General features: G+C 63.0%; 13 protein-coding genes and 1 pseudogene. 5 read left to right on the top strand and 9 right to left on the bottom strand.

Annotated elements, in window-relative coordinates; genetic code table 11:
- Positions 1-86: 86 nt before the first annotated feature.
- Both ACODS4_RS06880 and ACODS4_RS06875 read left to right on the top strand, forming a co-directional pair.
- Positions 87-3,152, top strand: coding sequence for a hybrid sensor histidine kinase/response regulator (locus ACODS4_RS06880; RefSeq protein ID WP_488862016.1), 3,066 nt, complete (start codon positions 87-89; stop codon positions 3,150-3,152).
- Positions 3,153-3,270: 118 nt separating this feature from the next.
- Positions 3,271-3,726 (top strand): hypothetical protein, encoded by a 456-nt coding sequence (locus ACODS4_RS06875; RefSeq protein ID WP_488862014.1) that lies wholly within the window; start codon positions 3,271-3,273, stop codon positions 3,724-3,726.
- Between the two features lie 19 nt (positions 3,727-3,745).
- On the opposite strand, the gene ACODS4_RS06870 is transcribed toward ACODS4_RS06875, so the two are convergent.
- The 8 genes and pseudogenes from ACODS4_RS06870 to ACODS4_RS06835 all read right to left on the bottom strand — a co-directional run.
- Complete coding sequence (locus ACODS4_RS06870; RefSeq protein ID WP_488862012.1) at positions 3,746-4,690, bottom strand: DMT family transporter; 945 nt, start codon at positions 4,688-4,690, stop codon at positions 3,746-3,748.
- 155 nt (positions 4,691-4,845) lie between these two features.
- The gene (locus ACODS4_RS06865) at positions 4,846-6,690 is read right to left on the bottom strand and encodes an IlvD/Edd family dehydratase (RefSeq protein ID WP_488862010.1); all 1,845 of its coding nucleotides are present in this window, start codon (positions 6,688-6,690) and stop codon (positions 4,846-4,848) included.
- A gap of 101 nt (positions 6,691-6,791) precedes the next feature.
- Positions 6,792-8,801, bottom strand: a complete 2,010-nt coding sequence (locus tag ACODS4_RS06860) for a methyl-accepting chemotaxis protein (RefSeq protein WP_488862008.1) — start codon at positions 8,799-8,801, stop codon at positions 6,792-6,794.
- Positions 8,802-8,832: 31 nt separating this feature from the next.
- Entirely contained in the window at positions 8,833-9,774 is a 942-nt protein-coding gene (locus ACODS4_RS06855) for a Gfo/Idh/MocA family protein (RefSeq protein WP_488862006.1), read from the bottom strand.
- A 64-nt stretch (positions 9,775-9,838) separates the two neighbouring features.
- Positions 9,839-11,035: a multiple monosaccharide ABC transporter permease gene (mmsB, locus tag ACODS4_RS06850; RefSeq protein WP_488862004.1), complete on the bottom strand. Its 1,197-nt coding sequence runs from the start codon at positions 11,033-11,035 to the stop codon at positions 9,839-9,841.
- A complete protein-coding gene (mmsA, locus tag ACODS4_RS06845) occupies positions 11,032-12,597 on the bottom strand; it encodes a multiple monosaccharide ABC transporter ATP-binding protein (protein ID WP_488862002.1) in 1,566 nt (521 codons plus the stop codon). The genes mmsB and mmsA overlap by 4 nt, the downstream gene beginning before the upstream one ends.
- A gap of 96 nt (positions 12,598-12,693) precedes the next feature.
- Complete coding sequence (chvE, locus tag ACODS4_RS06840; RefSeq protein ID WP_488862000.1) at positions 12,694-13,770, bottom strand: multiple monosaccharide ABC transporter substrate-binding protein; 1,077 nt, start codon at positions 13,768-13,770, stop codon at positions 12,694-12,696.
- Positions 13,771-14,332: 562 nt separating this feature from the next.
- Positions 14,333-14,494: pseudogene (locus ACODS4_RS06835) on the bottom strand (4Fe-4S dicluster domain-containing protein); the annotation flags it as partial.
- A 137-nt stretch (positions 14,495-14,631) separates the two neighbouring features.
- On the opposite strand from ACODS4_RS06835, the gene ACODS4_RS06830 reads away from it, so the two are divergent.
- Both ACODS4_RS06830 and ACODS4_RS06825 read left to right on the top strand, forming a co-directional pair.
- Positions 14,632-15,423: a hypothetical protein gene (locus tag ACODS4_RS06830; protein ID WP_488861998.1), complete on the top strand. Its 792-nt coding sequence runs from the start codon at positions 14,632-14,634 to the stop codon at positions 15,421-15,423.
- Positions 15,424-15,470: 47 nt separating this feature from the next.
- Positions 15,471-16,337, top strand: a complete 867-nt coding sequence (locus ACODS4_RS06825; protein WP_488861996.1) for a hypothetical protein — start codon at positions 15,471-15,473, stop codon at positions 16,335-16,337.
- Between the two features lie 95 nt (positions 16,338-16,432).
- Here the strand turns inward: ACODS4_RS06825 and ACODS4_RS06820 are convergent, their stop codons facing one another.
- Positions 16,433-18,079, bottom strand: a complete 1,647-nt coding sequence (locus ACODS4_RS06820; protein ID WP_488861994.1) for an electron transfer flavoprotein-ubiquinone oxidoreductase — start codon at positions 18,077-18,079, stop codon at positions 16,433-16,435.
- Between the two features lie 156 nt (positions 18,080-18,235).
- On the opposite strand from ACODS4_RS06820, the gene ACODS4_RS06815 reads away from it, so the two are divergent.
- Entirely contained in the window at positions 18,236-19,129 is an 894-nt protein-coding gene (locus ACODS4_RS06815) for a uracil-DNA glycosylase (protein ID WP_488861992.1), read from the top strand.
- Positions 19,130-19,281 lie beyond the last annotated feature (152 nt).

Here is a 19,281-nt window from a genome sequence, read left to right as displayed (position 1 = left end):
TTAATCTTTCTTCGCTAGGATGGAGCCGCGCCGGACAGCGCGCGCTCCCGGGCCGGACGGCGACGCGTAAATCTTTGGGAATGTCAATGGACACAGACCCTTACGCCCTAATGGCCGACCTGCTCGACAGCGTCAATGTCGGTCTGTGCCTGTTCGACGACGGCGATCACGCCCTGCTGTGGAATCGCACGTTCCTCGCCCTTTTTCCCGAACATGACGGGCACATCCGGGTGGGCGAGCATTATTCGGCCAATCTGCGGCGCTTTTACATGGGACGACTCGACGCCGACGAGTTGCCGATGATCGACCGTTACATCGCCGAGGGCGTCGCCCGCCACCGCAGCCAAAGCCAACCCTTCGTGTTCGTGCATCGCGGGCAATGGGTGCGGGTCGCCTCTCTGCCCATCGGCGCGCAGGGGCGCATCCGGGTGTGGACGCCGCTGGCCTCGCCAACCGGCGGCACGCAATGGGAACGCCCGACCGGCGGCCAAGCGGCCAGCCCCGAAGACGCTTTCATGGAGCATGTCGCCGATGGCGTCATGCTGCTGGACAGCCAGGGCGTCATCACGGCGGTCAACGAACCGATCCTGTTCCTCTACGGTTTGCCGCACAAGGCCGACGCCGTCGGGTTGCGGTACGAGGAGTTGTTGAGCCAGGTGTGGAACGGCGACTCCACCCGCCTGGCGGCGACGTTGGTGGAGCGCCAACGCTTCCCCGGCGCGCCCTTCGAGGTGGAGTTGCCGCACAATCGTTGGCTGCGCGTCGTCGAGCAACGAGGGGTGGAGGGCCGCGCCTACAGCAGCCACGTCGACATCACCGAAATGAAGCGGTTGCAGAACGCGGCGAACGCCGCGCGCGAGGAGGCGGACCGGGCCAACGCGGCGAAATCGCATTTCCTGGCGATGATAAGCCACGAAATCCGCACGCCGATGAACGCCATCATCGGCATCGGGCGGATCGCCCTGAAATCCGCCCTGGAACCGGCGCAGCGCGGCTATCTGGAAACCATCAACAATTCCGCCGGGCGGCTGTTGGGCATCATCAGCGATCTTCTCGATTTCTCGAAGATCGAAGCGGGCAAGGTGCAGATCGCCACCCAACCCTTCGCCTTGGACGAAGCGCTGGAACCATTGTGCGATCTGATTCTGGGCAACGCCGGAACCGATCAGGTCGAGGTGATGATTCGCGTCAAGCCGGGAACGCCCGACCGGCTGGTGGGCGACCCGCTGCGCCTCAGCCAGATTTTGGCGAATCTGACCAGCAACGCGCTGAAATTCACCGAACGCGGCGACATTCTGATTGAGGTGGAGGAGACCGCGCGGATCGGCGACCGCGCCACGTTGCGCTTTTCCGTCACCGACACCGGCATAGGCGTCGACCCGGCCCAACAGGCGACCCTGTTCCAGCCCTTCGTCCAGGCCGACGATTCGACCACCCGTCGCTATGGCGGCACCGGGCTTGGCCTGTCGATCTGCAAACAACTGGTCGATCTGATGGGCGGCGCCATCGCCCTGTCCAGCACGCCGGGCCAGGGCAGTCGTTTTTCCTTCGAGGTGACGCTGGGCGTCGCCCAGTCCCCCAATCCTCCCGATCCCGACCGGGCGGCGACTCGGGTTCTGGTGGTGGACGATCATCCCACCGCGCGCGCCGCCTTGGCCGAGATGGTCAGCGCCCTTGGCTATCAGGCCGTGGTCGCCAACTCCGGCCCAGCGGCCTTGCTGGCGGTCGATCAGGCGGCCAGACAGAACGCGCCCATTCACGCCGTTCTGCTGGATTGGGCGATGCCCGGCTGGGACGGCGCGTTGACCGCCGAACGGTTGCGCACCAGCCGCCGGGCGGCTGGCGTTCCCGTCATTCCGATGATCGCCGCCACCGCCCGGCACAGCGCGTTTCGGCCCGCGCAGGGCGATGGGCAGACCGACGTCCTGTTCAAGCCGGTTGCGCCGGGACGTCTGCGCGCCCGCTTGGCGGGGATTTTGCGCCCGCAAAACGACCAGACGCCCAACAGCCTGACGCCCGACACGCCGACGCCCCGCCCCGATCTCAGCCGCCTGAACGGCGCCCGCGTGCTGTTGGTGGACGACAACGCCCTAAACCGCGAGGTCGCCCTGCACCTGCTGGCCGAAGCCAAGGTCACGGTCGATGTCGCCGAAGACGGCGTTCAAGCGGTGGAGCGGGTGTGCGGCGGCGATTACGATCTGGTGCTGATGGACATCCAGATGCCGGAAATGGATGGGCTGGAGGCCACGCGGCGCATCCGCCAGATGGAGCGTCATCGCCATCTGCCCATCGTCGCCATGACCGCGCACGCCATGTTCGATCACCGACAGGCCAGCCATCAAGCCGGGATGAACGATCACCTGACCAAGCCGATCGACCCGGATCTGCTGCACAGCACGATGATTCGCTTGATCGACCCGACACGCTTGGCGAACCGCCAGACATTCGGCGCCCCGCCCCCTGCGCGGGAACCGGCGCGCGCCCCCAACGACGCGGCCCACGCGCAACCGCCGACGCCTGACGTCGGCGCCAGCGCCCGTCGGGTGGGGTTGGATTGGGACGCGGCGTTGCGCCGGGTGGATGGCGACGTCGCGATCCTGCAAAAACTGATTCGCAGCTTTTGCAAGAACACCGCCAGCTACGCTCAGGAGTTGAAGGCGGCGGCGGCGGCGGACGAGGCTGAACGGATTCGCTTTCTGTCCCACGCCCTGCGCTCATCCGCCGCCTACATCGGGGCGATGGCGCTCTCTGCGTTGGCGGGCCGGACCGACGAGACGGCGCGGGCCGGGAATCGTCCGCTGGCCAACGGCCTCGCCTGCGAATTGGCGGCGGAGTTGGAGCAGGTGCTGGCCGCGTTGCCGACGCTGTTCGTCGCCCCCGCCCCGATGGAAAGCGTCAGCGGCGGCAATCTGGAACCGGCGATCCGTCATTTGGCCGACCGGCTTGAAAACGCCGATCTGCGGGCCGAAGAGGCGTGGAGCAGCATGAGCAAGCTGCTCACCCCCGCGCACCGGGATTTCGCCGAGACGTTTTCCCCGCTGCTGGACGATCTGCGCTACGCCGAAGCGCTGGACCGCCTGCGCCGCTTCGCCGCCAGCCAGGGTATTGATTTGCTCACCCACGCCGCCAGCGACGGCGATCATCCATCGTAACCGAATTCGCTCGGGCGATTTTTCTGGGGACGATTTTTCTCGGGGCGATTTTTCTGGAAAACCGCGCCCGAACGCCCGACCTTGGCGGGAAGCGGACTCAACTGGCGCAGAGGGCGGCATGAAAGCGGCGACCATCGCAACGACATCCAAACGCCGGTTGCGCTCCGGCGCGCTGGCCTTGGTTTTGGCCGCCGGGACGCTGGGACACGCCCACGCCCAAACGCCCGCGCCTCCTCCCGTTGCCGAGCCATCCAGCGAAGCGCCCGCCGCCGCCCCCGGCTCCCTGATGGCGCCGATGAGCGAAACCGAGACCGCCAGCATGGGATGCGCGCTGGTGGCGGGCGGCGTCGGTTTGGCGACCCTGACGGCGGGCGGCGTCGCCTTCATCGCGGCGGAGGCCGGAGCCGGAGCCGGCGTCACCAGCACGGCGGTGGCGGTTCCCGTCGTCGTCGGCACCATGGCCGCCGGGTGCAATCTGGGCGCCCTGGCGGCCCCCGCCTTCTTGTGGTTGAAGCACCAGGGGCACACGCTGGGCAGCGCCGCGACGGCCTTGTGGAAGGGCGGCGCCCCTTAACCGGGATCGCGACGCGGCGTCAGCCCTTGGTCTTCCACAGGCTGATAATCATCACACCGGCGACGGTGAGCGCCGCGCCAACCAGTTGCAGCCAACCCAACGGTTCGGCCAACACCAGATAGCCGAAGATCGCGGCGCTGACCGGACCCAGCGCCCCGGACAGCGCCACCAGCGTCGCCCCGACCCGGCGCAACGCCTCGGCGGTCAGGAACACCGGCAGAACGGTGCACAGCGCCGCCATCACCGCCGACAGGCCGAACACCTCCTGCGGCAAGGCCAGCGCCGACAGCGGGCGCAAAACCAAAAACTGCGCGATGCAGCACAGACAAGCCGCCGTCATCGCGTAGGCGGTGAAGCGCATCGACCCGACCCGCCGCACCACCTGCGAACTGCCGACCAGATAGATCGAATAGAGAAAGGCCCCGCCGAAGACCAGCGCCGCGCCAACCGCGAAATCGGAATTGCCGGTCCCCACCTCCGACCAGACGACCAACCCGACGCCCGCGTAGGACACCAGCAGCGAAACGACCTCGCGCAGACCGATTCGTTTGCCCAGGAACAGCGCCGACAGAAGGACGACGATGGTCGGGTAGAGGAACAGCAGCAACCGTCCCATTCCGGCGCTGACGTACCGCAAGCCGAGAAAATCGCAAAAACTCGCCGCGTAATAGCCGGTGACGCCCAAGCCGATGGTCAAGGCCAGATCACGGCCCGACACCCGGCCCCGCCCGCCGCGCCAACTCTGCCACGCCGCCACCCCGAGGAAAAAGGGCAAGGCGAAGACCATGCGCAGCATAATCAGCGTCACCGGATCGACGCCGTAGCCATAGGCGAGCTTGATGATGACCGGGCGCAGGGAAAAGGACAGCACCCCGCCGACGGCGAAGGCCACGCCGATCCACTGGTGCAGCGACAAAGCCGACCTTGCGGCGACGGCGGACGGCAAGGCGGAGGAGGATGACACGGCTTTCAGCGCTCCAGAAACGGGGAACGCCATTCAACCACCCCAAGCCGCGCTTGGCTTGCGCCATGAGCGTCGCGGGGCATGACGCCGCCCGGTCCCTGGATTGCGTGGGGCGCGTGTTGGGGTGGGTCGCCCCACCCCGTCAACGCGACCCGTCAATGATTGTCGCGCGGGATCCCCATGGTCTGGGCGACGCGCTGGTACTTGACCGCCGGTTTCAGCACCATGCCCTCGTCAAGCTGATCGACGATGCCGCGCTGAATCTCCTGCCACGGCGTTTGCGAGGCCGGAACCTGATAGCCGCCCGACGCGTCCAGCGCGGCGCGACGTTCCGCCAACTCGTCATCGCTCACCAGAATGTCGGCGCTGCCGCGCCGCAGATCCAAACGCACGCGGTCGCCGCTGCGCAGGATGCCCAGATTGCCGCCCGCCGCCGCTTCCGGCGAGGCGTTCAGCACCGACGGCGAGCCTGACGTGCCGGACTGCCGCCCGTCGCCGATGCAGGGCAGCGAATGGATCCCCTGCTTGATGAGGTAGGCGGGGGGCCGCATGTTCACCACCTCAGCCGCGCCCGGATAGCCCAAGGGGCCGGTTCCGCGAATGACCAGGATGGTGTAGGCGTCGATCGCCAGCGACGGATCGTCGATGCGGTGGTGGTAATCCTCCGGCCCGTCAAAGACCACGACCTTGGCCTCGAAGGCCTCCGGGTCGGCGGGGTTGGACAGGTAGCGGTCGCGGAATTCCGGCGAAATGACGCTGGTCTTCATGATGGCGCTGCCGAACAGATTGCCGCGCAGCACGACGAACCCGGCGTTGTCCTTCAACGGGGCGTCGAACGGCCAGATCACCCGGCTGTCCAGGATCTCCTGGTCGCGGCAATTGTCGCCGATGGTCTTGCCGTTGACGGTCATCGCGTCTTCACGGATCAGGCCCTTGGTCATCAGTTGGGCGACGACGGCGGGAACGCCGCCCGCCCGGTGGAAATCCTCGCCCAGATACTCGCCAGCGGGCTGGAGATTGACCAGCAACGGGATTTCATGCCCCTCCGTCTGCCAATCATCGACGTTCAGCTCCACGCCGATGTGCTTGGCGATGGCGTTGATGTGGATCGGCGCGTTGGTCGAGCCGCCAATCGCCGAATTGACGACGATGGCGTTGTGGAAGGCGTCGCGGGTCAGAATGTCCGACGGCTTGACGTCCTGGCGGACCATCTCGACGATGCGCTTGCCGGTTTCATAGGCCGCCTGCTGGCGTTCGCGGTAGGGGGCGGGAATCGCCGCCGAACCGGGAAGCTGCATGCCCAGCACCTCCGCCAACGAATTCATCGTCGAGGCGGTGCCCATGGTGTTGCAATAGCCGGTGGAGGGGGCCGACGAGGCGACCAGCTCCAGGAAACCCTTATAGTCGATCTCGCCCGCCGCCATCATCTGGCGGGCCTTCCACACGATGGTGCCGGACCCCGTGCGCTCGCCCCGGAACCAGCCGTTCAGCATCGGGCCGACCGACAGGGCGATGGCCGGGATGTTGACGGTGGCCGCCGCCATCAGGCAGGCGGGGGTGGTCTTGTCGCAACCGATGGTCAGCACCACGCCGTCAAGCGGATAGCCGTACAGCACCTCGACCAGCCCGAGATAGGCCAGATTGCGGTCCAGCGAGGCGGTGGGGCGCTTGCCGGTTTCCTGAATCGGGTGGACGGGAAACTCAATGGCGATGCCGCCCGCCGTGCGAATGCCCTCACGCAGCCGTTCGGCCAGAACCAGATGATGGCGGTTGCAGGGGCTGAGGTCGGAACCCGTCTGGGCGATGCCGATGATCGGCGCGCCCGATTGCAGCTCTTCCCGCGTCAGGCCGAAATTCAGATAGCGTTCGAGGTAGAGCGCCGTCATGTCGGGGTTGTCGGGGTTGTCGAACCACGCGCGGGACCGCAGCCGCTTTCCCTCGGTCGCCGAGGACCCGTCGCCAAAGGCGGACGTGGGGGTGGCGTTGGTGGGGTGGGACATGGGGTGCTCCTTGTCGGACATCTCGAATTGCCAGTGTCGTCGTTGTTGGGCGCGGCTCTCCGGCCGTCGCCGATGAAAAAAACAGGGCGGGACGGCGCGACTCAGGCCGCGCGCATCTCGGCCAGGAAATGGGACACGCGGCCCCGCAGCTCGGTGGCTTCGCTCGACAGCCCGTCCGCCGCCTGCCACACCCGTTGCGAGGCGTCGCCCGTGGCGGAAAAGGCCCCGGTCACGCCCGCGATGTTGTCGCGAACGTCCTGGGTGCCGCGCGCGGCGCGCTGGATGTTGCTGCTGATCTCCTGCGTCGCCGCGCGCTGTTCGTTGATCGCTGCGGCGATGCTGGTGGAGATGTCGTTGACCTGGGCGATGACCCGGCCAATTTCGGTGATCGCCCCCGCCGCGTCGGCGCTGACGCGCTGAATCCCGGCGATCTGGCTGCTGATGTCTTCGGTCGCCTTGGCGGTCTGGGCGGCCAGGCTCTTGACCTCGCCCGCCACCACGGCGAAGCCCTTGCCCGCGTCGCCCGCCCGCGCCGCCTCGATGGTGGCGTTCAACGCCAACAGGTTGGTTTGCGCGGCGATGCCGCTGATGAGCTGCACCACGTCGCCGATCTGGCGGGCGGCCTCGGTCAAGCCGCGCACCGTGTTGTCGGTGACGCGGGCGATGGAGACCGCCTGTTCGGCCACCTGCGTGCTCTGGGCGACCTGCTGGCCGATCTGGGCGATGGAGACGGACAATTCCTCGGCGGCGGCGGCGACGGTTTCGACGTTGCCGGTCGCCTCGTTCGACGCCTTGGCCACCGCGTCGGCCTGTTGGGTGGTTTGGCGGGTGGTGGTGAGGATGCCGTCCGCCGTCGCCTGCAACTGACCGGCGGCGTCGGACACCCGCCCCAACGATTCCACCGCCAGCCGGTCAAACTCCTGCGCCAAGCGGTCGATCCGCTCGCCCCGGCGACGGCTGGTCTCGTGCTGGGCCTCCTGTTCGGCGGCCAAACGGTCGGCCTCGATCAGCTTGGCCTTGAAGACCGCCACCGTTTTGGCCATGCCGCCGATCTCGTCGCCGCGCTCCAGACCGGGAACCGCGACGCTGCGATCGCCCTCGGCCAGCCGGGTCATCACGTCGGTCATCGCCACCACCGGGCGGGACAGGCCGCGCCCGATCAGCAGCGCCGCCAGAAAGCCCAGCAGCAAGCCGCCCGCCGAGGCGCCGATCAAGGTCCGGCGCGAGGCCGCGATGAACTCCATGGTGTCGTCGCGCAGCGTGCGCACCCGCTCGACTCCTTGGTCGGTCAGGGCGCGCGCCTGCTCGCCCACCGAGGATCCCAGCGGCAGCAGAGTGTTTTCCACCAACTCGTCGCGCCGCGTGGTCGCCGCCACCACCTTGTCGAACTCCACGCCATAGTTGGCCAGCGCCTTCAGAAAGACGGTGGCCAAGCTGCGCCGACCGGGATCGGTCAGGGTCGCCACCATCGCCTCGCCCTTTTGGGTGGCGTTCTTCAACTCGGCGCGGGTGGCCGAGGCCAAGCCCGACGAGCCTTCGCCCAGATAGCGCGCGCCGACGATGCGGGCCGACAGAAAATGCCCCATCGACAGGCTGGCCAGATGCAACGCCTCCAAATCGCCGCTGGTCTTGGCCCCGTTGACGATGGTGATGAGCGTGGTTTGCAGGCGCGAACCGATCTTCGCCACCTCCCCCGCCGCCGTGACCCGCGCGGCGTGCGCCTCTTGCACCGAAGCGAAGGCGGCGCGGTAGCGCGTCATTTCGTCGTTCATCTTGGCCGCCGTGTCGCGCAGCGCCGGATCGTCGCCCGTCGCGACCGACTGGCCAATCAGGTCCGTCGCTTCCGTCGCCAGCGCCTGAACCGCCGTCGCGTCCTCTTCCCGCCCATTCAGCAGGAAGGCGGTGGCCTTCAACCGCATGTCGAGCATCAGCGTCTGCATCCGGCCCAGATCGTTGGTGCGCTTGGCCAACGCGCTGTAGGTGTCCACGACCTCTCCGGTTTCCGACAGGCTGGAAATCCCGATCCCGGCGACCACCACCAGGAACAGCAGAATTCCAGCGCTTCCGGCGGCGATCCGAGGACCGACCCGCAATCCATTGAAGAGGTTCATGATCCAGCACCTTTCCTCAGAACAGCCCGCCCTACCAGTCGAAGGCGGCGACCAACCGATGATGGCCAACCGAATATGCGTCCGCAATTAGGTGCAACGGCGTGGCGTCCACGTCGCTGACGCCCCGGTCGATCAGGTCGCGGAAATGGCGGTAAATGCGTCGGTATTCGGTGTCGGGTTCGGCGACCGTCACCACCCCGTCCACCGCCAGACTGGCCCCGCCGCGCGTCAGATCCAGACGGCGACCGTCGGCCATCTCCACGACGATGCTCCAGGTCTGTTCGCCCAGTTGGAGAAAATCGAAATGCGCCGTCACCGGGCCGCTCACCGCGTCCGAAGCCGGGCGGAAATCCAACCGCGCCTCAATCGGCGTGTCGCGGTTTTCCGGGACCAGCAGCTCGGCGGCCTGGACGAAGACCGGAACCGGCAGGATGCGGGTCAGGATCGACAGGGCGTTGATGCCGGGGTCGAAGACGCCGAAGCCGCCCGCCGCGAAGATCCAATCCTGCCCCGGATGCCAGCGCCGCACATCCTCCCGCCACGTCACCGCGACCGACCGGATCCCGCCCCCGGCCAACAGCGCCCGCGTCGCGTCCACGGCGGGGTTGAATTGGGAATGCCAGGCAGTGAACAGCGTGCGCCCGGCCCGTTCCGCCTCGCCCGCCAGATCATGCAGCTCCGACACCGTGGCGGCGGGGGGCTTTTCGATCAGCGCGTGCTTGCCCGCCCGCAGCGCCTCGACCGTCAGGCCGTGGCGGACGCCGGGCGGCGTGCAGATCGCCACCGCGTCCAGGTCCGGCAGGGCCGCCAGCATCTCGGCCTGGCTGCGGAAGGTCGGCACGCCCGGCAGGGTGACGCCTTCCGGGCTGACCAGCGCGGCCAGATCGAAGCGCCCGGTTTCGGCGATGGAGGGCAAATGCTGGTCGCGGGCGATCTTGCCCACGCCAACAAGGCCGAGGGTCGGGTTGCTCATGATGGCGTATCCTGGAGACGGCGCGCGGGAATGGAACGGGGCGGCGGCGAGGCCGCCCCGCCGCTTACGACTTGCTCTTGTTGTAGACGTCGAAGAACACGGCGGCGAGCAGCACCAGCCCCTTGATAACCTGCTGCCAGTCGATGCCGATGCCGATGATCGACATGCCGTTGTTCATCACGCCCATGATGAAGGCGCCGATCACCGCGCCCGTCACCCGACCGACGCCGCCCGAGGCCGAGGCCCCGCCGATGAAGCAGGCGGCGATGACGTCCAGCTCGAAGGAAACGCCCGCCTTGGGCGTGGCCGTGTTGAGGCGCGCGGCGAAGATCAGACCGGCCAGCGCCGCCAGAACGCCCATGTTCACAAAGGTGTAGAAGCTGAGACGGCGGGTGTCGATGCCCGACAGCTTGGCCGCCTTCTCGTTGCCGCCCAGCGCGTAGACGCGCCGCCCGATGGTGGTGTCGCGGGTGACGAAGGCGTACAGGCCGATCAAGACGACCATGATGATGAGAACGTTGGGCAGGCCCTTGTAGCTCGCCAGCAGCGAGCCGATGTAGGCCATCGCCGCGAACAGGCCGAGATTCTTGGCGATGAAGAGCGGCAACGGCTCCTGATCGATGGCGAAGCGGTGACGGCGGATGCGGGCGGCGACGTTCAGGCCGATCATCGCCAGCGGGGTGGCGACGCACAGCAACAGCGTCGTCAGGTGATAGCCCTCCATCCCGAAGACGTCGGGGATGAAGCCGGAGCTGAGGCGCTGGAACTCCACCGGGAAGGGGCCGACCGACTGACCGGCCAGCAGGGCGAGACTCAGGCCCCGGAAGACCAGCATGCCCGCCAGCGTCACGATGAAGGACGGGATGCGGAAATAGGCCACCCAATAGCCTTGCGCCGCGCCGATGGCCGCGCCCGCCAGCAGGCAGATGATGGTGGTCGGGATGAAATGCAGGTGATACTGCACCATCAGAATGGCGGCGAGCGCGCCGATGAAGCCGACGATGGACCCCACCGACAAATCAATGTGCCCGGCGACGATGACCAGCAGCATGCCCAGCGCCATGATGACGATGTAGCTGTTCTGAAGCACCAGATTGGTCAGGTTCAGCGGGCGCAGCAGCGTGCCGTCGGTCATGTATTGGAAGAACGCGACGATGGCCAGCAGCGAAATCAGCATGCCGTAATCGCGCATGTGGCTTTTGAAGAACTGCGCCATCGAGGCGTGCTTGGCCGGAGCCGGCAGGTTCACTTCTGCGCTCATTGCAACTTCTCCCGAGACGGCGTGCTGGCGGAGGGTCTGCCCGTCGAGGACATGATCGCCCCCATGATCTTTTCCTGGCTGGCGTCGGATGCCGGCATTTCCGCCACCATCGCGCCTTCGTTCATCACATAGATGCGGTCGGCGATGCCCAGCAGTTCGGGCATTTCCGACGAAATCAGGATGACGCCGCGCCCTTCGGCGACCAGTTGATTGACGATGGTGTAGATTTCATACTTCGCGCCGACGTCGATGCCGCGCGTCGGCTCGTCCAGGATCAGCACCTGCGGGTCGGAGAACAGCCATTTGCTGAGCACGACCTTTTGCTGGTTGCCGCCCGACAGGTTGACGGTTTCCTGAAACACGCTGGAGCAGCGGATGCGCAGGCGCTTCCGGTACTCGTTGGCGATCTCGATCTCGCGCTCGTGATGGATCACGCCCTGTTTCGAGACCCCGGCCAGATTGGCCAGCGAGACGTTGTGGCGGATGTCGTTGTCGAGCACGAGGCCGTAATGCTTGCGGTCTTCGGTGGCGTAGGCCAGCCCGCTGTTCATCGCCCGGCGGATGGTGGAGACGTCGATCTCCCGCCCATGCAGATAGGCCTTGCCGCTGATGTTCTGGCCATAGGCGCCGCCGAACAGGCTCATGGCGAATTCGGTGCGCCCGGCCCCCATCAACCCGGCGATGCCGACCACCTCGCCCCGGCGGACGCTGATGCTGACGTCCTTGACCATGCGGCGTCCGGCGTGGATCGGGTGATCGGCGTTCCAGCCCTTCACCTCGAACAGCAATTCGCCCGGCGTGGTCGTGCGTTTGGGGTAGCGGTCGGCGATCTCGCGCCCGACCATGCCCTTGATGATGCGGTCCTGGCTGATCGGCGCGTCGTGGCAATCCAGCGTTTCCACGGTGGAGCCGTCGCGCAGGATGGTGACGCGGTCGGCGACCTTGGCGATCTCGTTCAGCTTGTGGGAAATCAGGATCGACGTGATGCCCCGCGCCTTGAACTCCAGCAGCAGCGCCAGCAGGGCGTCGCTGTCGCTTTCGTTCAGGCTGGCGGTCGGCTCGTCGAGAATCAGCAGCTTGACCTCTTTCGACAGCGCCTTGGCGATTTCAACAAGCTGCTGCTTGCCGACGCCGATGTTGGTGACGAGGGTTTCCGGCGAATCGGACAGGCCGACCATGCGCAACAGATCGCGCGCCTTCACCGTCGCCGCCGACCAGTCGATGACGCCCTTCTTCGCCCGCTCGTTGCCGAGAAACAGATTCTCGGTGATCGACAACAGGGGAACCAGCGCCAGTTCCTGGTGAATGATGATGATGCCCAGCTTTTCGCTGTCGTTGATGCCGCGAAACGCCACCTCCTGATCCTGAAAGCGGATTTCGCCGCTGTAGGAGCCGTGCGGATAGACGCCGCTCAGCACCTTCATCAGGGTGGATTTTCCGGCCCCGTTCTCGCCGATCAGAGCGTGGATTTCACCGGCGCGAACCGACAGGTTGACGTTGTCCAGAGCCTTCACGCCCGGAAACGTCTTGGTGATGCCGCGCATTTCGAGAAGTGGTTTCATCGGATGACCTTGATCCGGCGGGTCGTCAACGACCCGGCGTTCACCAGCAGACCAGCGGCGGGGCCGCGCCGGAACGACGCGGCCCCGCCCTGTCGATCAATGGATCTGGCTTTCCTTGTAATAGCCGCCGCCAACCAGAATTTCCTTCCAGTTGGAAGCGTCCACCAGAACCGGCTTCAGCAGATAGGACGGAACGACCTTCTTGCCGTTGTCGTAGGTCTTGGTGTCGTTGATCTGCGGCGTGCCGCCCGCCAGCAGGGCGTCCACCATGCCGACCGTGACCTTGGCCAGTTCACGGGTGTCCTTGTAGACGGTGGAGCGCTGCTCGCCCGCCAGGATCGACTTGACCGACTGGATTTCGGCGTCCTGGCCCGTGACCACCGGCATCGGCAGCGACGGCGTGCCGTAGCCGACGCCCTTCAGCGAGGAGATGATGCCGATGCTCAGGCCGTCATAGGGCGAGAGGACGGCGTCGACGCGGGCCTTGGTGTAGTAGGCGCTCAGCAGATTGTCCATGCGGGCCTGGGCCACGGCGCCGTCCCAACGCAGGGTGGCGACCTTGTCCATGCCCATCTGGCCGCTGCCGACCTTCAGCTTGCCGCTGTCGATGTAGGGCTGAAGGACCGACATGGCGCCGTTGTAGAAGAAGAAGGCGTTGTTGTCGTCGGCGGAGCCGCCGAACAGCTCGATGTTGAACGGACCCTTGCCCTCTTTCAGGCCCAGCGCCTTTTCGATGTAGGAGGCCTGGAGCACGCCGACCTGGAAATTGTCGAAGGTGGCGTAATAGCTGACGTCGGCCGACCCACGGATCAGACGGTCATAGGCGATGACCTTCACGCCCTTTTCCGCCGCCTTGTGCAGAACGTCGGTCAGCGTCGTGCCGTCGATCGCCGCGATCACCAGAACCTTGACGTTCTTCGTGACCATGTTCTCGATCTGGGCGAGCTGGTTGGGAATGTCGTCATCGGCGTATTGCAGATCGGTCTTGTAGCCCTTTTCCTGGGCCGACTTCACCATGTTGGCGCCGTCGTCGATCCAGCGGGCCGACGATTTGGTCGGCATCGAAATGCCGATGGTGCCCTTGTCCTGCGCCACCGCCGTGGTCGCGAAGGGGGCGGCCAGCGCGAACAGGCCAACGGCGACACCGGCCAGTGCGGACGTGAACGACTTCATCAGTTTCTTCCTCCCAGTTGCTTGACGCCGCCTCTCGCCGATGGAGAGGGGGGTGTGTTCCCATATCGAAACCGCCACGCCGGGCGCTCAAACGATGGCCACACGGACTGTCCGTTGAGCGCCGGATTGTCGCCGTAGATTCGGTGTGTTTGAGATAACTGTCAAATGCGTATATTGCTTTTTCCGATATCCGTTTTGATATCGAACAGACCGCAGAGGGGGATTGTCTCCGTCAGAGGGAAATCATCAGCGCCACGAACAAAGTGAACGGTAGCCGAGTTTCGGCAAGCCTTCCAGCCATTGATTTTTTCGCCGGATCCCACCGGGCCGGATCGGAACGAAAAGCGGCGGATGGAAGGCCCATCCGCCGCTTTTCGTTCGGTGTGATCGTTAAGAAGGGACGTCAAGGCTCAACCCGCGCGCCTCCTCCCCAGCCCTCTCCCGCGTTGCGGGAGAGGGGGCCTGGAACTTTGGCACTTTACAGCGGAGTTCCCTCTCCCGCGCCAGCGGGGGAGGGTTAGGGAGGGGGCAAGAACGCCCCAACCCTCACGCAAGCGGCCGCTTACATCCCGCCGGGATAGTTCGGCCCGCCGCTGCCTTCCGGCACCACCCAGTTGATGTTCTGGGTCGGATCCTTGATGTCGCAGGTCTTGCAGTGCAGGCAGTTCTGCGCGTTGATCTGCAAGCGCGGGCTGGTCCCGTCCTCGTTGCGGACGATTTCAAACGCATTATAGCTGTACGCGCTGCGCTCAAAATCAATCAATTTCCTAATGTTATGTTTTCCTTCATGTTGACATTAATTAAAAATGAATATATAATTCATCATTAAATATACCAACAGATAATTGGATTTAAAATACAATGCGCACATTAGGTGATAATGCGAAACATAAAATAGTGCCAAGATCAGCACTATGGGCAACAGCAAATATTGCTGAAAGGAGATTTAACATTATCTTTCTTCTTTTGCGAAGAGATTTTCCAGAGATTTTTAATTGCTCAAAAAACTCTCTTATACTTAAAAAATTCATATCAAGGCGCTCATTTAAGGCCGCTAAAAATATCGACTACGGCCTTCTTGGAACGGCCTTTGTTGATGCATATTTTTTAAAAAATTTGCTTAAATGTTTATACACTTTTTCTCTTATTGAAGAAGGGTTAAGCAGGAGTAACTTAAAGCTATCAAATGAAATCGTTGACATTGGAAGCGGTCCAGGAACCGCTTCAATTGCTTGGCTTTCAACATTTCCCTCTTCAAGCGTAGAAATCACACAGATAGATCCCAGCGAGCAACACCTAAGAATCTCAAAAGAAATGTGGGAAATCTTATTTGGGATGTCTCCTAATTTTTTTACTGGAAAATTTCAAGATTGGAAAGGCTCTTCGGGAACTAGGCTGGCCTCATACTGGCTCTGCGGACAAGACATAAGCACCCTAAAAGATAACAACAATCTCAAGAAATTACTATCTGATGATTTGATTGTGATTGACTATCGGGAGGTAATTGATAAATTTTCTCACTCCATCGATGGGTTAGTCGGATATAAATCGTTTTCCTTGTCCGTGGAGCTTTCGGATCCGCACAAGATTTTTTTTGGGGAGAAATACCTTAACATCAGTTTTCTACACGCTCCGAAAGATCTATCTTTCTAATTTCCCTCTTAGTTTCATATATTAATCGCAATGGAAGAGCATATAACATGAATTTACATCTCATGATTAGCAAAATACGCAGAAACACATCTCAAGCTACGAAAAATTTCTTCGTTTATGGGCTGGTTTTACTTATATTGTCAACAATATTTACGTGTTTTCTTTATGTTGCTCTGAATATGACAGCTTCAGCTTTGTCATCCGGCGTAAATCCAAATACAGTTTTTTTATCAATTACTCAAATTTCTATGGGGATTTTTCTTGACAATATTGTTGATCCCAAAGACCAAAAATTTGTACCGCTTACTCTATCTTTGGCGAATAATGTAACTTTTTTAGCATCCGGTCAAATGCTAATTATTTCATTTTGGTCTGCAGTCAAAAGCAAGTTTTTTGATACTGAAAAACGCCGAATTGCAACTCATGAGATTTCAGATGAGAAGGACGCCTTTCCAATATTAGAGAAATACTATAAAGAAAGCCAAGAAGTTCATGCCTTTTCAGGAGATTATAGTTTTCTCCTCAGCCATACAGGCCTCTGCAGCGCCATCGTTAGCCTAGCTGAGGCTGGAAGATTAAAAATGTATTCCTACAAAACAATACAGGATATCGAAAGTAAATTTTCTGCAAATTCAGAGAGCAAAGTGATTTTCGAAAAAATAAGGCCTTATATTATTCCAAATCACCCCACCAGAATAAAAGCTTCTTTTATAAAAGGAAATGGGACCAAATTGTTCCTTTATGCCTCTGAAGAATTTCATGCAGATGGAGGTAAAATTAAAAAAATATGTGCTGTGATGTCAAGAGATGAAATGCAAAATCTCCTTGATATTATGGAAAATCTTATCCTTTTTAATGGAAACCACCCACGAACAGATTCAAGAGATCACGAAAGAGCAAGCCTGAAAAGCTAAATATTGTTTAGACAAAGCGGCTGTGGACTTATAAAAAAACGGCGGATGGTCGCCCACCCGCCGTTTTTTGTCATTCAAACCAAAAAAGCGACCGCTTACATCCCGCCGGGATAGTTCGGCCCGCCGCTGCCTTCCGGCACCACCCAGTTGATGTTCTGGGTCGGGTCCTTGATGTCGCAGGTTTTGCAGTGCAGGCAGTTCTGCGCGTTGATCTGCAAGCGCGGGCTGGTCCCGTCCTCGTTGCGGACGATTTCATAGACGCCCGCCGGGCAATAGCGGGTTTCCGGCGCGTCGTAGAGCGCCAGATTGACGCTGATTGGAACCGAGGAATCCTTCAGCGTCAGATGCGCCGGTTGGTCTTCCTCGTGGTTGGTGTTGGACAGATAGACCGACGACAGGCGGTCGAAGCTGATTTTCCCGTCCGGCTTGGGGTAGGCGATCTTTGGCGCCTCGCTGGCGCGGACCAGCGACAGATTGTCGGCGTGGTGCTTGAGCGTCCAGGGGGCCTTGCCCTTGGTGACGGTCTCGAACCCGGCGTTGATGAGGCCGAACCACAGGCCCTTTTGGAATCCCGGACGGATGTTGCGCACCGCCTGGAGTTCCGGCCACACCCAGGAGTCCTTCAGGCGCTGGGGGTATTCCGTCGCCTCGCGCGCGGTCGAACCGTTGGTCAGATGCTCGAACACCGCTTCCGCCGCGACCATGCCCGACTTCATGGCGGTGTGGTTGCCCTTGATCTTCGGCACGTTCAGGAAGCCCGCCGCGTCGCCGATGATGACGCCGCCGGGGAAGGTCAGCTTCGGAATCGACTGGAAGCCGCCCTCGCTGAGCGCGCGCGCGCCATAGGACAGGCGCCGCCCGCCCTCGAAGGTCGGGCGGATCGCCGGGTGGGTCTTGTAGCGCTGGAACTCTTCAAACGGGCTGAGATGCGGGTTGGCGTAATCCAGGCCGACGACGAAGCCGACCGACACCAGATTGCCTTCCATGTGATAGAGCCACGACCCGCCATAGGTCTTGGGGTCCATCGGCCAACCAATGGTGTGGACGATCAGGCCGGGCTTGGATTTGGCCGGGTCGATCTCCCACAATTCCTTGATGCCCAGGCCGTAAGTCTGATGGTCGCAATCCCGGCGCAGGTCGAACCGCTCGAACAGGGTCTTGGTCAGCGAACCACGGCAGCCTTCGGCGAAGATGGTCTGCTTGGCGTGCAGCTCCATTCCGGCTGTGTAGTTGCCGGTCTTCTCGCCGTCCTTGCCGATGCCCATGTCGCCGGTGGCCACGCCCTTGACGGCGCCGTCCTCGTCATACAACACCTCGGCGGCGGCGAAGCCGGGGTAAATCTCCACCCCCAGCTCTTCGGCCTGGGCGCCCAGCCAGCGGGCAAGGTTGCCCAGAGAAATGATGTAGTTGCCGTGATTGTTCATCTGCGGCGGGGTGACGGGCGACTTGAACGCCTTCGTCTCGGTCAGGAACAGGAAATGATCTTCCCGCGCCGGGGTGGTCAGCGGCGCGCCTTTTTCCTTCCAGTCGGGGATGAGTTCGGCGAGCGCGTGCGGCTCGAACACGGCGCCGGACAGCAGATGCGCGCCGACCTCCGAGCCTTTTTCGATGACGCAGACGCTGATGTCCTGCCCGGTTTCGGCGGCGCGCTGCCTCAGGCGGATCGCCGCGCTGAGACCGGCCGGCCCGGCGCCGACGATCAGGACATCATATTCCATGACTTCGCGCGGTTCGCGTTCCATGTCCTAAACTCCCCCACCTTCTTGTTTTGGCGCTTGCGTTGTTCTCGTCTGTCCCCCCCGCCTCTCCTGCGGGTCGCTGCTTGTAGCACAGGATGCGGTGCAACCAAATCCGGCAAGGATCATGTAAGACCACACGATCTGTGGTAAGGTCAAACGATGATTGACGTATGCGACATCCTCGACGCGCTGCGTTGGCACGCCGACATCGGCTGCGACGAAGCCATCGGCGACACGCCGACCGATTGGGCCGCCTTGACGGCCCGCGCGCCCGCGCGCCCGGCGACGCAAGCGGGATTCGCCCCGAACGGCGGCCCGACTCGGGACGGCGGAACGCGGGCCGCGCCCGCGACCGGCATGGCCCGCCCACCCGCCCGCCCGGCGGCGGCAATGGTCAGCGCCGACCAGCCGTTGGGGGCGAGCGAGGCGGGAATCAGCGCCCGCGCGCGCGCCGCCGAGGCGAAGACCCTGGCCGAACTGGAAGCCGCCTTGCGCGATTTCGACGGCTGCCCGCTGAAGGCCACGGCGATGAACACGGTGTTCGCCGACGGCGCCGCCGACGCCCCGATCCTGCTGATCGGCGAAGCGCCGGGCGAGGACGAGGACCGGCAGGGCAAGCCCTTCGTCGGGGTCAGCGGCAAGCTGCTGGACCGCATGTTGGCGCAGATCGGGTTGGACCGCAGCCATGTCCGCATCACCAACATCCTGCCCTGGCGCCCGCCCGGCAACCGCAGCCCGACCGCCGCCGAGGTCGCCGCCTGCCTGCCCTTTCTGGAGCGTCACGTCGCCCTGGTGAAGCCCAAGATCCTGGTGGCGCTGGGCGGCGTGTCGGCCAAGACCCTGCTGGACCGGCCCGACGGCATCACCCGCCTGCGCGGCCAATGGCGCGACTACCCGACGGCGGCCGGCCCGCTGCCGCTCCTGCCGATGCTCCACCCCGCCTACCTGCTGCGCAACCCCATCGCCAAGCGCGAAGCGTGGCGCGACATGCTCGCCTTGCGGCAAAGAATCGACGAAGTCGGCATCACATTTCAGCAAATAAACAGAGATTAAAACCAGCCTGGACAAATTGTTGCCAGACTCATGAGGCAAACAGGCCATTTCCATCGATGACGTCGCGTTCAGGCCACTTTCCACACGACCTAGCCCGATTGCCCATGGCCGCATAACCCGTTGTTCATACAGCCGATTACCCGACGGGACTC

Source organism: Azospirillum sp. FG154 (genome assembly GCF_057809575.1).
This window is presented reverse-complemented; position numbering and strand designations above follow the sequence as displayed.